We start from the raw sequence: 18,470 nt of genomic DNA on the forward strand, positions 1-18,470 counted from the left end.
GGGACGGGCCAGACTCGATCGGGAGAAGATCGGCGCGGCCGCTGCGTCATCCCGTTGGAACGACGCCCGGCATCGCCTGCAAGAGCGACCAGCCCTCTGGCAGATAATCGAGCGACATGTAGAAATAAAACGCGCACGATCCGTCGCCGCGATAGCTCGCGCCCTTCAGGATGCCGAGCGCGGTGGTGCCGCTGAACACCGGCGACCCGCTGTCGCCGCCCTTGCAGGTCGGGCCCGACACGGTGACCCAGGTCGGCAGGCACGGCCCGCCGCAGAGATCCCCCGCCGGCGCGAAATCGGTCAGCTGGACGAGCGCACAGCTATAGCCGGTGCGCTCGCCGCGATGGCAGACGAAGTCGCCCGCGCGCGTGCTGGCGCGGCCGCGCGAGCCCGTCACGGGGCGCAGCCGGCTGCGCGCGGCATCGGCATAGAAGGTCGGCGGCAGTGGTCCGAGCGACGCGTTGATCTGAACGTCGCGATACCCCCAGCCCCATTGGCCGACGAAGCTGAGCGGCTCGATCGTCCCGCGCGCGCCGCGATAATCGAGATTGTCGACGCAGTGCGCCGCCGTCGTCACCGCGCTGCGCGTGCCGTCGGTGATGTTGAAGCCGGTGGTGCAGACATAGCGGCGGTTGTCGGCCGGGTTCAGCCCCTCGACCCGCGCGCCGCCCTCGGGCGAGAGGTTGACGTCTTTCTGGTTGAGCGCGCGCACCTTGACCGGCACGCCGGCGATGGCTGCGAGCCGCTGTTCGAGGCTGGCGGCGCCTTCGGCAGCATCGGTGCTGCCGATCGTCACGACGAGCGCGCCGCTATGCGGGTCGAGCCCCATGCCGGGCGGGGTGCGCAAAGCGGCGCGGATCGCCGCCTGGTGATTGGTCATTGCCCAGATCACGCGCTCACGCGTGACTGCGGCGCCGGGGCGGAACACGATCGGCACGGTGATCCCGCCCGTGCTGACCTGCTCGGGCGCGACCAGCGCTGTGCCGGTGAGATTGACGACGATGCGATAGGCCGGGCGATGCTCGATCGCGATCCCGGCGAGGCGATCACGATACTGCTCGGCGATCCGGTCGGTGACGGGCACGCTCGCATCCTGCACCGCGAGCCGCGCGATCGCCTCGCGTAAGGGGACGGCGAAGAGCTTGGCATATTCGGCGGCGTCCTCGGCGCGGGCGGCGGCGGGGGTTTCGAGGATCGGGAGCGTGACGAGCGGGGGCAGGGTGGTGTGGGGGTCGATCAGCAGGGGCGCGGCGGGGACGACAAGCGGCGGCTGCGCGATGTGCATGGGGGGGAAAGGAGCGGCCGACTGCGCCGAGGCGCTGGTCGGGAAGAGGAGGAAAGCGGTCGCTAAAAGGAGATATCGCACGCCGCGATGCTAGCCGATTCTCGCCGCGCGGGAAACCGGCGTGCGCGCGACGGCCGCGCATTTTCGCTATGGTCGAGCCGATTCGTATCCGATGGGGATGATTGGGCCATCGTCGACCCCAAAGGTCGATCCCGCGCGGCCAGATCCGGCGGCGGAATGCGCGCGTCCCAGGCGATAGCACAGCAGCAGAAGGACGATCGGCACGACCGGCCCGATATTGATCGGCCCGTTACGCCAGGCCGCCTGCAGGATGCCGGCGATAGGCAACAGCCATAGCGATCCGACCACCGCAACGGGCGCGCGTCGCTCGACGAGAAAGACGAAGGCCGGCAGGAGCATGAGCGCGTCGTACATATAGACATAGGGGCTCGCGAGCATCGTCGCTGCGCCGAGCACGCCGGCCTTGGCACTCGGCGTCGCATCCGAGCGCCAGATATCCGCAACGAGTCCCGCGGCACCGAGCGCCACCGCACTATGCACCACCATGGCCGCGGTTTCCGATAGGCCGGCTTGCCGCCCGGCGGCATAGAGGCTCGTCAGTTTGTGCCAGCCGACCAGCCCGTCGCGCGCAATATGCATGTAGAGCGGCATTTGCGCGAGCCACGCCACGCTCGCCGCGGTCCCGAACACCAGCAGCCCGATCAGGAGAATCGCAAGCGAAGATATGGCCGCTCCCGCAATGACCCGCCATTCGCGCGCGGCGAGCATCGCGACCGGCAGCATCAGCGCCAGTTGCGGCTTGAGGATCAGGCAGCCAAGCACCATCCCCGCTGCGACCTTTCGCCCATGCGCCAACAGCGTCAGCCCGCCGAGAAACGCGGCGGCAGTCAGGAACGCGTTCTGACCGATCGCGATCGAGACGAACACCGGCGGGAACGCGACCGCGAGCCAGCCCGACCGTGGTGCGAAGCGCCGTGCGACCACCGCGTAGAGCGGCAAGGTCACGGCCGACCACGCCCCCATCGCGACCGGGAACGGCAGCAGCGCGAACGGGAGCAGCAGCAACAGGAAGGCGGGTGCGTAGGGATAGGGCATGTCGCCAGCGTCGAACGCGGCGACCTTGATCTGGAGCGCGTGAAGGCTCGCCGCGTCATACGCCGATGCTGCCGCCCCGCCGAGTGCGAGTTTGCCCGCGCCCCAGAAGCTCAAGAAATCGACGCTCGTCGGATGCAGCACATTGCGGATCACTTCGACGCAGCCGACGAGAACGATACATGCGGCCAGTACTGCGCCGACGCGGCGATAGGGTCGATACGGATCGTCGCGCTGCGGAATGACCATCGGCTCCATGACCGTGCCCTCATCGGTACAGCCGACCTTCGCGTCGGTGTCCTCGGGGGCAGCCTTAGGCCGTCAGATGTTTCTGCCGTGTAAAGACCGGCGAAATGCCAAGGCCCCGCCGCCGATACGATGGCATGCCAATCGTATCGGCGGCGGGGCCTCGGACGTGCAGACTGCGCTTAGGGTCGACTCAGCCGGCCCAAGCCTCGAACGGCAGGTCGAGCGCATCCGCCACCGCCTGGTGCCGGATCTTGCCCGCCGAAACGTTGAGCCCGTTCGCCAGATGCGCATCCGCTGCCATCGCACCCTCGGCACCCAGCGTCGCGAGCTTGAGCACGAACGGGAGCGTCGCATTGTTGAGCGCGAACGCCGAGGTCCGCGCGACCGCGCCGGGCATGTTGGCGACGCAATAATGGATCACGCCGTCGACTTCGAACACCGGGTCTTCATGCGTCGTCGCATGGCTCGTCTCGAAGCAGCCGCCCTGGTCGATCGCGATGTCGACCAGCACCGAACCGCGCTTCATCGTCTTGAGCATGTCACGCGTGACGAGCTTGGGCGCCGCGGCGCCGGGAACGAGCACCGCGCCGATCACGAGGTGGGCGTTCTTTACCGCAGCAGCGATCGCCGCGCGTGAGGCGTAGGCGGTCTTGATCTGGCTGCCGAAGAACATGTCGAGCTCGGCGAGCCGCGCGTTCGAAATGTCGTAGATCGTCACGTCGGCGCGCATGCCGACCGCCATCTGCGCGGCGTTGACGCCCGAGACGCCACCGCCGAGGATCGCGACTTTGGCCGGCGCCACGCCCGGCACGCCGCCGAGCAGGATGCCGCGGCCGCCTTGCTCCTTCTCGAGATAATGCGCGCCGACCTGGATCGACATGCGCCCGGCGACTTCGGACATCGGCTTCAGCAGCGGGAGCGAGCGGTCGGCGGCGGTGACGGTCTCGTACGCGATGCAGGTCGCGCCCGACTTCATCAGCCCCTCGGCCTGCGGCTTGTCGGCGGCGAGGTGGAGATAGGTGAAGAGCAGGTGGCGCGGCTCGAGCAGCGCGATCTCGCTCGCCTGCGGCTCCTTGACCTTCACGATCATGTCGCTCTGGGCGAACACGCTCGCTGCGTCGGGCAGGATCGTCGCGCCCGCCGCGACATAATCCTGGTCCTCGAAGTCGATGCCGAGGCCAGCGCCCGTCTCGACCGCAACGCTGTGGCCCGCCGCGACGAGGTCGGAGACCGAGGGTGGGGTCAGGCCGACACGATATTCGTGATTCTTGATTTCCTTGGGAACACCGATGCGCATCGAAACTCTCCTATTGAGTGTGCGCCTTTTACAGCAGAGCGCGCGGGAAGTGCGTGCAAACTCGCCGACGAGGGTGTTCGGAACGGGATCGCATTGCAAATATGAGCACAAATGCGCAACAGCGTCCCGCATGGATACGATCGACAGCAAGATCATTGCGCAGCTCGGGCAGGAGTCGGGGCTGACCAGCGAGGCACTGGGCGAGCGGGTCGGGCTTTCCCCCTCGGCCGCGCATCGCCGCGTCAAGACGCTCGAACAACAGGGGCTGATCCTCGGCTACCGCGCCCGCCTGTCGCGCGCGGCACGCGGCAATCCCTCGACGGTGTTCGTCTCGGTGACGCTCACAGACCAGCGCCAGGCGACAATGCAGCAGTTCGAACAGGCGCTCGCGCGCACGCTGCAAGTGAGCGAGGCCCATCTGATGAGCGGCGAATCGGATTATCTGCTCAAAGTGCTGGTCCGCGAGGACGACAGCTACGAACGCATCCACCGCGAAGTGCTCTCCGCGCTTCCCGGCGTCCACCGGCTTGTGACCCAATTCACGATCCGCACGCTCGCGACCGAGGACTGAGCCTGTCTGAACCCTCGCTGTACGCGGCGTTGCGGGGGGCAATGCCGCGTGCTATTGCGCCGCACCATCGGGACCGAGGCCACCGCCGTCATCCATGACCTATCTGCATGAAATTCGGGCAAGAACACCCTTAGCGTGAGCAACACCCAGGCAAGTGCGGGCGGCCTGCCCGCCGATCGCGACTCGGCGCCCGATACGAGCGGCGACGACGCGCACCATCACGGCAAGGACGGCCTCGTAAAGCTCGCGCTCGGCGCGATCGGCATCGTCTTCGGCGATATCGGCACCAGCCCGATCTACGCGTTTCGCGAGACGTTCGCTGGGCATCACAAGCTCGCGCTCGATCCGATCCACATCATGGGCGTCGTCAGCCTGATGTTCTGGTCGATGATGATCGTCGTCAGCCTGAAATACGTCACGATCATCATGCGCGCCGACAATAAGGGCGAGGGCGGGAGCCTGGCGCTGCTCGCGCTCGTCAACGGGCGGACCAAGAACAAGCGCTGGTCGCGAGGGATTATCCTGCTTGGCGTGTTCGCGACCGCGCTGTTCTATGGTGATTCGATGATCACCCCGGCGGTGTCGGTGCTGTCGGCGGTCGAGGGCCTCGCGGTCGTCTCGCCCGGGCTCGGCAATCTCGTGATGCCGATCGCGATGACCATCATCATTGCCCTGTTCTGGATCCAGCGCAGCGGGACGGCACGCGTCGGGCTGTTCTTCGGCCCGATCATGCTCGTCTATTTCGCGGTGATCGCGACGCTCGGCGTGCTCAGCATCGTCAAGACGCCCGAGATCCTCTGGGCCTTCTCGCCGCATTATGCGGTCGAATTCTTCGCGCTCGATCCGCTGCGCGCGTTTCTCGCGCTCGGGTCGGTCGTGCTTGCCGTCACCGGCGCGGAGGCGCTCTACGCCGACATGGGGCATTTCGGACGCAACCCGATCCGCGTGTCGTGGCTGTTCGTCGTGCTGCCCGCACTGATGATGAACTACATGGGGCAGGGCGCATTGCTCTCGCGGATGGGGCAGCCGGCGCTCGAAAGCCCGTTCTACATGCTCGCCTCGGACAGCCTCCAGCTGCCGCTCGTCATCCTCGCGACGATGGCCGCGGTGATCGCGTCGCAGGCGGTGATCTCGGGCGCCTTCTCGGTGACGCAGCAGGCGATCCAATTGGGCTTCATGCCGCGGCTGCGGATCGAACATACCAGCGCGGCGACGGTCGGGCAGATCTACATCCCGCTGGTCAACTGGCTGCTGCTGACGATGGTCCTGCTGCTGGTGATCTTCTTCCGCACCTCGTCGAACCTGACCTCGGCCTACGGCATCGCGGTGACGGGGGCGATGTTCATCGACACCTGCCTGCTCAGCGTCGTGCTGTTCCGGTTGTGGAACTGGCCGGTCTATTACGCCGTGCCGCTGCTCGCGGTGTTCTTCCTTGTGGATGGCGCATACTTCTCGGCGAACCTGACCAAGGTGCCGGCGGGCGGCTGGTTCCCGCTGCTGGTCGGCTTCATCATCTTCACGATCCTGACGACCTGGTCGAAGGGGCGGCAGCTGATGATCGACCGGATGCGCGAGGGCGCGATGCCGATCAAGATCTTCATCCAGTCGGCCGCCACCTCGGCGACGCGCGTGCCCGGTACCGCGGTGTTCATGACCTCGTCGCCCGAGGGCGTGCCGCACGCGCTGCTGCACAACCTCAAGCACAACAAGGTGCTCCACGAGCGGATCATCCTGCTGACGATCAAGATCGCCGACGTGCCCTATGTGTCCGAGGGGCATCGCTGCATGATCGAGGATCTCGGCGCTGGCTTCCACCGCATGGTGCTGAAGTACGGCTTCATCGAGGAGCCCGACGTGCCGGTGGCGCTCGCCAACGTGCACCGCTGCGGCGCCGATTTCCGGATGATCGACACGAGCTTCTTCCTGTCGCGCCAGACGCTGCTGCCGTCGTCGCGGCCCGGGATGATGATCTGGCGCGAGAAGCTCTTCTCGTGGATGCTGCGCAACGCCGAGAGCGCGATGGAGTTCTTCCGCCTGCCGACCAACCGCGTGGTCGAACTCGGCAGCCAGCTCGAGATTTGAGCGACGTCGCGCCCGCGTCGGCCGCTGCGCCGATCATCGTCACCGCTCTGTTCGGCGCGGGCGATGCGGCGTGGTTCGATGAGTTGCGCGTCCGGCACTTTCCGCCCGAGCGCAACCAGCTCAAGGCGCATCTGACAATGTTCCACCACCTGGCGCCGAGCCTTGAGCGCGAGCTCAAGCAGCGGCTCGCGGCGGAGACGAGCCGCGTGCGCGCGCCCGAGGCGCGGATCGCCGGGCTGATGTCGCTCGGCCGCGGCGTGGCGTTCCGGATCGAATCGCCCGCGCTCGAGGATGTTCGCGATCGGCTCGCCGATGCGTTCGCCGCTGTGCTGACGCCGCAGGACCGCGCGGGCTGGCGCCCGCACGTCACCGTGCAGAACAAGGTCGAGCCCGCGGTCGCCAAGGCGCTGCAGGCCGAGCTAGCACGTGATTTCCAGGCCCGCACCGTCCGCCTCGCTGGGCTGGCGAGCTGGTGGTATCGCGGCGGTCCGTGGGAGCCGCTCTCGCGGCATATGTTCGCCTGAGACGAAACCGGTGCAAAGGTGGGTTGACCGCTCCGACCCGCCTACTTATAGCCCGCGCCTCGCACACAGCGGCACGCCCCGGTTTAGCCGGGGCCACGGCGAAGTAGCTCAGTTGGTTAGAGCACGGGAATCATAATCCTGGGGTCGGGGGTTCAAGTCCCTCCTTCGCTACCATTCCTTTTTATCTGTCAGTCGTTCGCTCGGCATCGAACGTCGTCACCCCGTGCTTGTCCCGGGGGGGGCTACCGTGATGCGCGTGATGGCCCTGGCAGCGTTCGCGGCACGGTGGGCCCCGGGACAAGCCCGGGGTGACGGCGGGGGGCAATGCCCGGTTCGCCCGCATGGGCGAACCGGGCGCATGCCTCAGCGCATCTTCTCGAGCAGCGTGCGGCGATATTCGCCCTGACGCTCGAACATCCAGCCAGGATATTCGGCAGGAAGCGCGCTCGTCTCTCCCAGCTTGGCGAGATCGTCCGCCGACAGCTCGACCTTGGTCGCGGCGAGATTGTCGGTCAGCTGGTCGGGCCGCTTGGCGCCGACGATCACGCTCGACACGGCCTTCTGGTGGAGCAGCCAGGCGAGCGCCACCTGCGCCACCGACACGCCGTGCGCCTCGGCGATCGGGCGCATCACGTCGATGATCGCATAGCCGCGGGCCTTGTCGATCGGCGGGAAGTCGAAGGTCGCGCGGCGGCCATCGGTCTTGCTCTCGTCGGCGCGGTCGTATTTGCCCGACAGGAAGCCGCCGGCGAGCGGGCTCCACACCATCAGTCCGACCTCTTCCGAGAGAAGCGCCGGCACGATCTCGCGCTCGAGATCGCGGCTGGCGATCGTGTAATAGGCCTGGAGCGAGGCGAAGCGGTGCAGCCCGAGCCGCGCCGATTCGCCGAGCGCCTTGACGATCTGCCACGCCGCCCAGTTCGACACGCCGATATACCGCACATGCCCGTGCTGGACGAGCGTATCGAGTGCGCGCAGCGTCTCCTCGATCGGTGTCGCGGGGTCGAAGCCGTGGATCTGGTAGAGATCGATATGGTCGAGCTGGAGCCGCTTGAGGCTCGCCTTGCACGCGTCGATCAGATGATAGCGCGAGGCGCCGCGGGCGTTCGGGCCACCGCCCATCTCGCCGAACGCCTTGGTCGCGACGACGATCTCCTCGCGCTTGAGGCCCAGATTGCGGATCGCCTGGCCGGTGATCTCTTCCGAGCGGCCGTTCGAATAGACGTTGGCGGTGTCGATGAAATTGATCCCGCCATCGATCGCGACGCGGACCAGCGCATCGGCTTCGTCCTGGCCGAGCTGGCCGATCTTGCCCCACATGTCGTCGCCGCCGCCGAAGGTCATCGTGCCGAGGCACAGTTCCGAGACGAACAGGCCGGTGCGGCCAAGCTTGTTGTAGCGCATGGAGATTCCTTCCGAAGCCGCCCGCGGGTCGTTGGGGGGAGGCGGTCAGCGCTTTAAAGCATGACGCGCCGAATGGCTCCAGCAGACCGCGCCGTAAGCGCTACGGCAGGGCACGGGTTACCGCGGGTGCGGGTGCGCCTCGATATGCGCGATCAGGCTGCCGAAGGCGGGCGTTTCGGGAAGGATATAGGCGATGCCGTTGGCGGGGCGGAACAGCGGCTGGATGACGCCTTCGTAAAAGCGCACCGGTACGTTGATGCAGCCGTAAGAGATGCGGTTGTCGGCGACGCTGGGGGTCGCCAGGCGCTGCAGACGATGCTCGGCGGCGTTGCTCGTGACGACGCGGTGGAGCGAGATCGCGGCGTCGTAGTCGATCCAAAGCACGTCGTGCGGCCCGAGGTCGGCGCCGAACCCAACTTCGAAACGCCCGGCAGGCGTGGTCCGCATCGCCGGGGTGATCTGCGCGAGCTTGAGCGTGCCGATACCGGGCGGCGAAAGATCGCCGCGCGCTGCACCGAGCAGCGCCGGTGTCGTCGCACGGACCGCGCCGTCGGCGGTAAAGGCGACGACCTGCGCATGGACCTTGTCGATGACGATGAACGGCAGGCCGTGCGCGTCGGCCTTGGCGACCACCCACGCGGCGAGAGCCAATGCCTCGGTCGAGGCGGGCAGCGCGGGTGCTTCGGCGGCGACGCGGGTCTCGGTCGCCGCAAGCGGTGCCGCCGCCGCAACGTGCGGCGGCAGGGCTGCGAGCGACAGCGCGATCAGCGCCGCGCGCGTGCGGCGCTGATCGAACATGCTCAGTTCCGATCCTGCTTGGCGGGATAGGTGCGCGGCTTGATGACATACGGGGCGGGTGCCGTCGGCGTGACCGTGACGGGGGCCCGCGGCGTCTCGAGTACCGGCTGCACCGGGGTCGGCTGCGGCGCAACCGGGGTGACCGACAGTTCCTCGGTCGGCACGAGGACGCCGGTCCCGACGACGACGAGATTGACCGGGATCAGCGGAACGTAATCCCGCGGCTTCTTGCCGAGGAACGTAACGCCTGCGGGGACGAGCGGCGTTGTGACGACGGGCGTTGTGACGACGGGCGTTGTGACGACGGGCGTTGTGACGACGGGCGTTGTGACGACGGGCGTTGTGACGACCGGTGTTGTGACGACTGGTGTCGTGACAACCGGCGTTGTGACGACTGGTATGGTGACGACGGGCGTTGTGACGACGGGCGTTGTGACGACCGGTGTTGTGACGACGGGCGTTGTGACGACCGGTGTTGTGACGACTGGTGTCGTGACGACGGGCGTTGTGACGACTGGTGTGGTGACGACCGGTGTGGTGACAACCGGCGTTGTGACGACTGGTGTGGTGACGACCGGTGTGGTGACAACCGGCGTTGTGACGACCGGTGTGGTGACAACCGGCGTTGTGACGACCGGTGTGGTGACAACCGGCGTCGTGACGACCGGCGTCGTGACGACCGGCGTTGTGACGACCGGTGTCGTGACGACTGGCGTTGTGACGACCGGCGTTGTGACGACCGGCGTTGTGACGACTGGCGTTGTGACGACCGGCGTTGTGACGACCGGCGTTGTGACGACCGGTGTCGTGACGACCGGTGTGGTGACGACCGGTGTGGTGACGACCGGTGTAGTGACGACTGGTGTCGTGACGACCGGCGTTGTGACCACCGGCGTCGTAACAACCGGCGTCGTCACCACCGCAGCGGGCGTGATCGTCCCGGTGGTCCGGAACCCGGTGACGCAGCACTGGCTCGCCAGCGCATATTGCCCGGCATTGGCACCCGCGAGCGAATAGCCGGTATAGCTGATGCCGATCCCCGTACCCGCCGTCGCGCTGTCGAAGGTCGCGCTGGCGCCCGCCCCGGCAACGAGCGTGACGCCGGTCGGCGTGCCCGAGACCGCCGTGGTATTGAAGCCCGTCAGCGTCGTTGCGGTGCTGCCATCGGCGACCTTGCTGCCATCGGGGAAGAGCAGCATGCGCTGGCTGATCGCCGCGCCCTCGGTCAGCACGAAGTTGGTCGAGAAGTCGGTCGGCGCGGCATAGGAGATCGGGTTGTAGGTGATCGACACCGGCGCGGCGGTGACGGTCGAGGGCGGTGCGGTCGCGCCGAACACGAGGGTTCCGCCGGTCACGCCGGGGCCGGTGCCGTCGAACCCTGCGATGATCGTCAGGCCCGGCGTCAAGCCGAGACTCTGCGCCGGAATCGTCGTGCCGCGCGTCAGTGTGACCTTCGACATGATCATCACGTCATGCCCCGCGCAGAAGGCGATGTTGCCGTCGGTCGTGGTGATCGAGAAGTTGACCGCGACGTTGCGCATCGCGTTGAGCAGGATGCTGCCGTTGGTCGTCGTCAGCGGTGCGTTGACCGTGATGTCGCGGCCGCAGCACGCGATGATGTTGCCGTTGGTCGCGGTGACCGCCGCGTTGAAGTTCATGTCGCGCACCGCGTCGAGTCGCAGCGTCGTGGCATTGCTGCTCGCGGTCCAGGCGATCGCGTCGTTGACGTTGATGTCGCCATTGCCCGGCGTCGTGGTGCCGAGCGTCGTCGTGGGCGGGGTGCCGGCGACCATCGCGTCGCCGGTCGGCAGCGTGCTGATCGTGACGTTGTTGGTGACGAGCAGCGCCGACAGCGTCGCGCCCGAGATGTTGCCGGCCGCGCCGATCGTGAAGTCCTGCGGATCGATCAGCCACGTGCCCGTCGTGCCCGTAGCGGCGACGGTGTTGATCTTCGACGTGTTGGCGATGTTCACCCGCGCCGCCGATGTTTCGATGAAACCGCCATTGCCGCCGTTGGGTGCGCTTGCATCGAGCGTGCCGTCCACATTGGCCGTGCCGGTCACCATGTCGCCGAGCAGCTTGATCGTGCCCGTGCTGGTGTCGAGCGTGCGCGCTTCGATCACGCCGGTGTTGTTGACGACGGTGTGGAGCAGCTGCCCTGCCGCCTGCGCGGTGAGCAGGACGTGCCCGCCATCGGCCTGGATCAGCCCGCCATTGGCGACCAGCGCGTTGACCGCGTCGGTGTCGACCGCGATGCTGAGCAGGCCGTCGCCCGCGACGTCGAGCGTGACGCCCTGGCCACCGACGAGCGCGACCGTGCCCATCCGCGCGCTGATCACGCCTTCATTGCCGACCTTCGCGCCGAGCAGCGCGACGAAGCCGCCATTGTTCGCGGTGATGCTGCCCTGGTTGAGCACCGCGGCTTCGCTCTTGCCCGCGAAGACGTAATGCCCCGCCATGAAATCGGCATCGGCGATGTTGAGCGTCGAGGCGACGAGCCCGCCGGTGCTGATTTGCGCGCCCTTGCCGAACAGCACGCCGTTGGGGTTGACGAGGAACACCTTGCCGTTCGCGGTGAGGTTGCCGAGGATCGTCGAGCCATCCGCGCCGGTCACGCGGTTGAGCGCGACTGCGGCGCTGTTGGGCTGGTTGAAGGTCACGCTGTTACCGGCGGCGATGTTGAAGCTCTCCCAGTTGAGCACGGTCGACTGGCTCGCCTGGGTCACCGTCACCGCATTGGCGCCGGTTGCGATCGTCGCGCTGCCCGCAGCGACGCTGCCGCCGGTCGGCAGGCTCTGCGCATAGGCCGAGGGCGTGAAGGCGAACGAGCCGACCACGCTGAACAGCACGAGCTGCGTAAAGCTGCCAAGCCCGGTCGAACTGAACAGGCGGCGGGTGGTGGTACTGGCGGATTTCGGACGGAAAGTGGTCATCGGGTTAATCCTCGAAGATGGGGAGCGCGCGCAGCCGGAATGGCGCGCGGCGTTCAGAATTGCTTGACGAGCTGGACCCAGGCGCGGCCGGGACGGTCTGGCGCCGAAGTGGCGCGCTGGCCGCCGAGCTTGTGCGCATAGCTGGCAGTGATGAAGATCCGTTCGGGGCCTGCCCATGTCAGCCCGCCCCCGATCCCGCTGCGGTGCGAGGTATTGGGTCCGGTGAACCACGGGTTCTTGGCGTATTGCACTTCGCCGACATCGACGAAGCCGATCGCCGTGAACTGGCCGGGCACCGAGCGCAGCCACTGGCTGAGTCCGAGCCGCGCCTCCGCAGTGGCGACATAGCCTTGGTCGCCGTACGACTCGCCCTCGGGATAGGCGCGCACGCCGTAGGCGCCACCCAATTCCATCTTTTCCGAGCTGTCGAGATTGTCGAACGCGAACTGGCCGCGGACCGTGCCATAGAGCGACAGCGGGCCAGCAATCGACTGCAGCCGCGCCGCGCTGAACGCGAGCTTGTTGAATTTGCCCTGCGTGCGCGCGGTCGTCGCGTCGAGCGCGCGGTCGAGCGGCGTCTCGATGTCGAGCGTGCCGTGGCTGTAGATCAACGACGCGCTGTTGCTGCCCCCGCCGCCGAAGCGATCGCGCGAGTCCATGGTGAAGCCGCCGGTCAGCACGCGGCTCTTGCGATCGGATTGCGAATTGGTGAGGCGCACGCGATCGCGGAACTTCTTCGCATCGAACCCGGCGAGCAGATACAGATTGGCGTCGCGCGAGCGGATCAGCGGGTAGCTGGCGTAGAGGCTCGCGATGTCGGCGGTGCCGTCGGCGTTGAGGCTCTTGAACTCCTTCCCGAGCTCGTAGCGGATATGCGAATAGGACGCGCCGAGCGTCAGATTGCCGAGCGGCACCTGATAGGCGGCGCGCCCGTAGGCGAGACCGCCGGTCGAGGCGAGCACGCGCAGGCTGACCATGTCGCCGAGCCCGGTCGGATTGTTGAGGTTGAGCGACCCGCCGAAGCGATACGCGCCGGTATAGCGGTTGCCGGCGTTGTCGGCCTCGACGCTGCCGGTGATCCGCGGGGCGGAGGTGAGATCGACGAGCAGGTCCGAGGTGCCGACCGCGGCGCCGGGCGAGAGCGTCGATTTGACGCGCACGCCAGGCACGTCGGACAGCAACAGCAGTCGGCGTTCGAGCCGGGCGCTGCGCACGATGTCGCCTTCGTCGAGCCCGTTCAGGATGCGATGCGCGACGCTGGGCGCTAGGTTGGTGTGATTCTCGAGCGCGATCTTGCCGTATTGGCCTTCGATGACCGCGAGCTGGACCTGACCGCCGGTGATATCCTGCGCGGGCAGATACGCCTTCGCGAGGAAGTAACCGTGGTCGTTGTAGAAGGCGGTGATCTTGCCTGCGATCGCGCGCAACTGCGCGAGCGTGAGCTGGCTGCCCGGGGTGAAGCCGGCGACCGCGATCAAGGCCTTTTCGCTATAGCGCGTCTGTCCGGTGATGCGCAGCGCGGCGACGGTGATGCTGGCCCCGACCGGGCCAGTGTCGGGCGCGACCGGTGGGGCGGCGAGCGTGATGGCGGGCTCGACCCGCGGTGCGACCGGAGCGGGCGGGATTTGCTGGAGCTGGCCCCCGGCTAGCGTGGATTGCGCAAGCGCACCTTGACTGGTGGCGACCAACAGGACGCCGACGAAACGTAATTTCACGTAAACCACCTCGAACAGCTGCGGAGGGGTCCACTTGCCGCCACTCGCAGCGAGCAGAGGGGGCAAATCAGCGCAAATATCGCCGTCGGCCGGTGCCCGTGATCGTCAAGTGAGCGATCTTAAATCGGGCAGGCTGATGTTACAAATGTAGGTGATCATCTCACTTATGATAGTAACAATTATGCATAACATATGTTAATTATAAATCGTAATATGCTTAATAATTTCGGACCGTGAAATTTACGAGCATTTTGAATGTGTTGCGGAACATGAGAAAGGCACCGAAACGGCACATATTTATTTGTCGTGTTTTCAAAGTGTTTGGTCGCGAAAACGGGAACCAATTTTATATTACGCGTTATTTTGTGGAATGCGATATTTACGCGCAAGGTCTCACGGAACTTCGGCTCATATGTCTTTTCATTCTATTGAGTGGGTTAGCCGCTGTTTCGTGATCGCGACCGAAGGGGCCTTGGGCCCCATCCCCCGCGCAGCGCTGGCTAATCACGCAAGTCGGGAAACAGCTTCTCGACTTCCGCCTGCAGATCGCTCGGTCCAGCGTTAAGGCCGAATTGGTCCAACACGGCCCGGATCAGCCCCATGCGAAACGGCCCGAGACCTGGCATCGACTCCAGTCCGGGCTGGTCCACATCGGCGACCCGGTCGGCGAGCGCCCCGAGTGTACGATAGCCTGCGGTCATGAGGATGCGGCGCAGTCCTGCTGGCAAGGCCGACCGGCCGACCGACAGGTCACGCGCCGTCGCTCCCGGCATCGTCGTCTGCAACCGGGTCTGCCCGGCTTTTTCGCGCTTCAGCGTACGGCGGATATGGCCGAGCTGGCTCGTCGTCAGCCCCAGGCGGCGCCCGATCTCGCGATACGCCACGCCCTCTGCGCGCAGCGCACGTGCGGCCGCCAAGTTCACGCTGACCTGTTCGAGCTGGCTGAGCATAAGCAATCGGCGATACGGCGGTCGCGGGCGGCGCGACAAGCGGCGTTTGCGCGGACGCGCGTTTTGCGGCGGCGCAGACGCTCTGGTCGAACGGGCATCTTTCGTGACCGAGGCAAATGCGCTAGCCGCGGCGTGATGCCGCTGCACAGGGCGCGGCCCAGTTATGGAGCATCCCATGTTCAGCCACATCATGGTCGGATCGAACGATCTCGAGGCGTCGCGTGCATTCTACGACGCAACGCTCGCCGTGCTCGGCGCCAAGCCCGCGGCCGACAGCCATGGCCGGCTCGTCTATGATCACGCCGGCGGGCGCTTTCTCGTCACCAAGCCGATCGACGGTGCGCCGGCCTGCCACGCCAATGGCGGCACGATCGGCTTTGCCGCATCGTCGCCCGAGCAGGTCGATGCGTGGCATGCCGCCGGTCTCGCTGCGGGCGGCACCGCGGTCGAGGACGATCCCGGCATTCGCGATGCCGGCTTCGCCAAGCTGTATCTCGCCTATCTGCGCGACCCCGCGGGCAACAAGCTGTGCGGCCTGTACCGCATGCCTGCCTGATGTCACCCGGCGCGCCCTTGCGCGCCGGGCGGGACCTCCCATCTCATTGGCCGGCCTGTCGCTCCCCTAGCGGCGACGGGCCGACAGGACGAAAGCCATCATGACCACCCATCACACGCGCATGTTGATCCTCGGCTCGGGGCCCGCCGGCCTCTCCGCCGCCATTTACGGCGCGCGCGCCGGGATGAAGCCGATCCTCGTCCAGGGCATCCAGCCCGGCGGGCAGCTGATGACGACGACCGATGTCGAGAATTATCCCGGCTTCGCCGACGTCATCCAGGGGCCGTGGCTGATGGAGCAGATGCAGAAGCAGGCCGAGCATGTCGGCACGACGCTGATGTACGACACGATCGTCGCGGTCGACCTGTCGCAGCGCCCGTTCCGGCTGACCGGCGACAGCGGCGACGTCTATGAAGGCGAGGTGCTGATCATCGCGACGGGCGCGCAGGCCAAATGGCTCGGGCTCGACAGCGAGGAAGCGTTGAAGGGCAAGGGCGTCAGCGCCTGCGCGACGTGCGACGGTTTCTTCTATCGCGGCAAGAAGGTCGCGGTGATCGGCGGCGGCAACACCGCGGTCGAGGAAGCGCTCTACCTCACCAACCATTCGCCCGACGTGACGCTGATCCACCGCCGCGGCACGCTGCGGGCCGAGCGGATCCTCCAGGAGCGGCTGTTCGCGCACAAGGGCGTGACCGTCCTGTGGAACAAGGAAGTCGACCAGTTCGTCGATGGTGGCGGGAATGCCGGGCTCGTGGCGATCGACCTGATCGATACCGTCACGGGCGAAAAGTCGCGGCTCGACACCGAGGGCGGCTTCGTCGCGATCGGGCATCATCCCGCGACCGAGCTGTTCCGCGGGCATTTGAAGCTCGACGAGGATCATTACCTTTGGGTCGAGACGGGCTCGACGCGGACCAGCGTGCCGGGCGTCTTCGCGTGCGGCGACGTGATGGACAAGATCTACCGCCAGGCGGTGACCGCGGCTGGGACGGGCTGCATGGCGGCGCTCGATGCCGAGAAGTTCCTGGCCGAGGCCGAGTTCGAACTGGCCGAGGCGGCGGAATAAGGTTCGTCCATTTTCGTCACCCCGGCCTCAGGATCTGAACGGGCAACATGCGCGGCCCGGTGGAACCTGGGACAAGCCCGGGGTGACGATGTCGGGGGGCGACCCGAATCTAGGCGCGCATCACTGCCGTGGCGATCTGCTCCTCCAGCCATGCTGCGTCGCTCTGATGCGCGAAACTGTGGCTGTCGGTGTCGCACATCGCGACCGGGCCATCCCAGCCTTCGCGAAACGCGATCGCGGTATTGTCGCGCGCCGCCAGCAGGATCGTCGTGTCGAGCCGGCTTGCCGACAAGGCCGCCGATAGCCGGTGCGCGAGGCTGTCGGGCTCCTCTGCCTGCGGCTGAGCAACCTTCGCCAACCCGCTGGCGAGCTTGCGTAAATCGACGCCGCCACGTGCCAGTCGCAGCCATTCGCGGGGTTCTTTCAGTTTCGCCGCATAGCGCGCGCGGATCGCGGCGGCGGGGGGCAGGTCGTCCTGCTGCTCGATCACCCAGGGGTTGGCGAGGATCAGCCGGTCGATCCCCGCGGTGGCGCCGAACAGCGCGAGTGCGGTCGCAGCGTCGCAATTGCCGAACGCGACGAGCCGCTCGATCCCCGCCTCGGCGCTGAAGGTCGCCGCCGCGCAGCCGATATCGGGGCCCGACGACAGGAAACCGCCGTTCGTGCCCGTCGAATCGCCGATCCCGCGCCGGTCGAAGCGCAGCACCGGGATCCCGCGCGCGGCGAGCGACTGCGCGAGCAACGCCATGCCGCGATGCGCACCGATGCGGATCTCATTGCCGCCCGAGACGATCAGCAGGCCAGTTTTGCCCGATGCCGCATCGAGCGTCCCGTACAGCGTATCGCCGGCGCAGGCGAAGCGGATCACCCTTCGCATCGCGCGATCCAGTCGGCGATGTCGTCCGCCAGCAGCGCGGCGAGCGCGGGGTCGGTGTCGGGTTCGGCCCGGCGCCAGAGCGGTGTGCCGGCGACGTGGCGGTCGGCGGGCAGGGTGTCGGTCTCGAGCCGCACCGTGCGGACCACCCCGCCATTCTCGCGGCCCCACGGCTTCGAAAGCGGGAGCGCGGTCAGCAGATCTGGCGCGATGCGGTTCCCCGCAATCTCCACTGGTGCGTCGCCGTCCTGATACCATCGGTCGCCAAGAGGCGTTCCAGGCCGAGCGGCTTGCCGGATCCGCTTGAGGTCGCGCAGCAGGCTCGCACCATCTTGCGGCGCCAGCTGCCAGCGACCGTGCACCGCGGCCGTCCTGTCGAGCAGCGCGCCGCTGCGGATCGCCACGCTGTAGCAGCGGCGGGAAGTATCCGAATTCTGCTTCACCGCATCCGCGATACCATCGCTGAAATCGGGGAGGCCGCACTGCTCGAGCGGCACGCGACTTTCGCCCTGGCCCGGCACGTCCGGAAGCAGGCTGCCAATGCCGCGGCGCGCAAGCGCGCGACAGATTGCCGCCGCAAGCGCGCGGACGCGATTAGCTTCCTCGAACAGTGGCAGGACGACCACCGCCACTGGCCCCATCGCCGGCCCGAAACGCAGCATGGCCTCGCGGCCGCGGCGCGTTTCGTACGAGCCGATCAAGCGGTTGCCGTCATCGCGGCGTCTTGGCCGCGGCGAAGCGGACGAGGCTGCCATAGGTTTCGAGCATCTCGCCATCGACCTCGTCATCCTCGATCAGGATGCCGAGCCGCTCCTCGATCTCGGTCAACAGCCCCGCGACCGCCATCGAATCGAGCTCGGGCAACGCACCGAACAGCGCGGTGTCGGCGGTGAGCGAAGCGGCGCGCGCCTCGCTCAGCCCCAGCACGTCGCGCAAGGTCGCGCGGACGGTCGAATCGATCTGGTCGTAATCATCTGGAAGCACAAGGAGCCCCGGTTCTAGCCGTTATGTTGCGCCGCGATAGAGACTGGGCCCGCTTATGCCAAGAGCGCG

General features: G+C 66.9%; 16 protein-coding genes and 1 tRNA gene. 6 read left to right on the forward strand and 11 right to left on the reverse strand.

Annotated features, from left to right (window positions below):
- Positions 1-46 precede the first annotated feature (46 nt).
- From EAH76_RS19860 to ald, 3 genes are all read right to left on the reverse strand, one after another.
- Positions 47-1,285, reverse strand: a complete 1,239-nt coding sequence (locus EAH76_RS19860; RefSeq protein WP_241659808.1) for a S1 family peptidase — start codon at positions 1,283-1,285, stop codon at positions 47-49.
- A 147-nt stretch (positions 1,286-1,432) separates the two neighbouring features.
- The gene (locus EAH76_RS19865) at positions 1,433-2,656 is read right to left on the reverse strand and encodes a glycosyltransferase family 87 protein (RefSeq protein ID WP_140852013.1); all 1,224 of its coding nucleotides are present in this window, start codon (positions 2,654-2,656) and stop codon (positions 1,433-1,435) included.
- A gap of 181 nt (positions 2,657-2,837) precedes the next feature.
- Positions 2,838-3,944: an alanine dehydrogenase gene (gene ald / locus EAH76_RS19870; protein WP_140852014.1), complete on the reverse strand. Its 1,107-nt coding sequence runs from the start codon at positions 3,942-3,944 to the stop codon at positions 2,838-2,840.
- Between the two features lie 130 nt (positions 3,945-4,074).
- Here ald and EAH76_RS19875 point away from each other — a divergent pair, with 130 nt between their 5' ends.
- The 4 genes from EAH76_RS19875 (at position 4,075) to EAH76_RS19890 (ending at position 7,295) form a co-directional block, all read left to right on the forward strand.
- On the forward strand, positions 4,075-4,515 hold the full coding sequence (locus EAH76_RS19875) for an Lrp/AsnC family transcriptional regulator (protein ID WP_140852015.1): 441 nt from the start codon (positions 4,075-4,077) through the stop codon (positions 4,513-4,515).
- A 165-nt stretch (positions 4,516-4,680) separates the two neighbouring features.
- Positions 4,681-6,597 (forward strand): potassium transporter Kup, encoded by a 1,917-nt coding sequence (locus EAH76_RS19880; RefSeq protein WP_140852121.1) that lies wholly within the window; start codon positions 4,681-4,683, stop codon positions 6,595-6,597.
- Positions 6,594-7,121 carry a 2'-5' RNA ligase family protein gene (locus tag EAH76_RS19885; protein ID WP_140852016.1) on the forward strand — a complete coding sequence of 176 codons (528 nt, stop codon included), beginning with the start codon at positions 6,594-6,596 and terminating at the stop codon, positions 7,119-7,121. Before EAH76_RS19880 ends, EAH76_RS19885 begins: the two co-directional genes overlap by 4 nt.
- A 97-nt stretch (positions 7,122-7,218) precedes the next feature.
- Positions 7,219-7,295 (forward strand) — tRNA-Met (locus EAH76_RS19890).
- Positions 7,296-7,484: 189 nt separating this feature from the next.
- Here the strand turns inward: EAH76_RS19890 and EAH76_RS19895 are convergent.
- From EAH76_RS19895 to EAH76_RS19915, 5 genes are all read right to left on the reverse strand, one after another.
- Entirely contained in the window at positions 7,485-8,525 is a 1,041-nt protein-coding gene (locus EAH76_RS19895; RefSeq protein ID WP_140852017.1) for an aldo/keto reductase, read from the reverse strand.
- A 117-nt stretch (positions 8,526-8,642) separates the two neighbouring features.
- Positions 8,643-9,323, reverse strand: a complete 681-nt coding sequence (locus tag EAH76_RS19900; protein WP_206667914.1) for a L,D-transpeptidase — start codon at positions 9,321-9,323, stop codon at positions 8,643-8,645.
- A 2-nt stretch (positions 9,324-9,325) separates the two neighbouring features.
- Entirely contained in the window at positions 9,326-12,256 is a 2,931-nt protein-coding gene (locus EAH76_RS19905; protein WP_140852018.1) for a filamentous hemagglutinin N-terminal domain-containing protein, read from the reverse strand.
- Between the two features lie 53 nt (positions 12,257-12,309).
- Entirely contained in the window at positions 12,310-13,971 is a 1,662-nt protein-coding gene (locus tag EAH76_RS19910) for a ShlB/FhaC/HecB family hemolysin secretion/activation protein (RefSeq protein WP_140852019.1), read from the reverse strand.
- A gap of 500 nt (positions 13,972-14,471) precedes the next feature.
- A complete protein-coding gene (locus EAH76_RS19915) occupies positions 14,472-14,921 on the reverse strand; it encodes a hypothetical protein (protein WP_140852020.1) in 450 nt (149 codons plus the stop codon).
- Positions 14,922-15,096: 175 nt separating this feature from the next.
- On the opposite strand from EAH76_RS19915, the gene EAH76_RS19920 reads away from it, so the two are divergent.
- Positions 15,097-15,477: a VOC family protein gene (locus tag EAH76_RS19920; protein WP_140852021.1), complete on the forward strand. Its 381-nt coding sequence runs from the start codon at positions 15,097-15,099 to the stop codon at positions 15,475-15,477.
- A gap of 100 nt (positions 15,478-15,577) precedes the next feature.
- The gene (gene trxB / locus EAH76_RS19925) at positions 15,578-16,543 is read left to right on the forward strand and encodes a thioredoxin-disulfide reductase (protein WP_140852022.1); all 966 of its coding nucleotides are present in this window, start codon (positions 15,578-15,580) and stop codon (positions 16,541-16,543) included.
- A gap of 109 nt (positions 16,544-16,652) precedes the next feature.
- On the opposite strand, the gene EAH76_RS19930 is transcribed toward trxB, so the two are convergent.
- Genes EAH76_RS19930 through EAH76_RS19940 form a run of 3 tightly spaced genes read right to left on the reverse strand, consistent with a single transcriptional unit; the run spans position 16,653 to position 18,401 of the window.
- A complete protein-coding gene (locus EAH76_RS19930) occupies positions 16,653-17,420 on the reverse strand; it encodes a hydrolase 1, exosortase A system-associated (RefSeq protein WP_140852023.1) in 768 nt (255 codons plus the stop codon).
- The gene (locus EAH76_RS19935; RefSeq protein ID WP_140852123.1) at positions 17,408-18,079 is read right to left on the reverse strand and encodes a hypothetical protein; all 672 of its coding nucleotides are present in this window, start codon (positions 18,077-18,079) and stop codon (positions 17,408-17,410) included. The genes EAH76_RS19930 and EAH76_RS19935 overlap by 13 nt, the downstream gene beginning before the upstream one ends.
- Before the next feature lie 49 nt (positions 18,080-18,128).
- Positions 18,129-18,401, reverse strand: a complete 273-nt coding sequence (locus EAH76_RS19940; RefSeq protein ID WP_140852024.1) for an acyl carrier protein — start codon at positions 18,399-18,401, stop codon at positions 18,129-18,131.
- Between the last annotated feature and the right edge of the window lie 69 nt (positions 18,402-18,470).

This window comes from Sphingomonas glacialis, from assembly GCF_006439055.1.
GTDB classification, from domain to species: Bacteria; Pseudomonadota; Alphaproteobacteria; order Sphingomonadales; family Sphingomonadaceae; genus Sphingomonas; species Sphingomonas glacialis_A.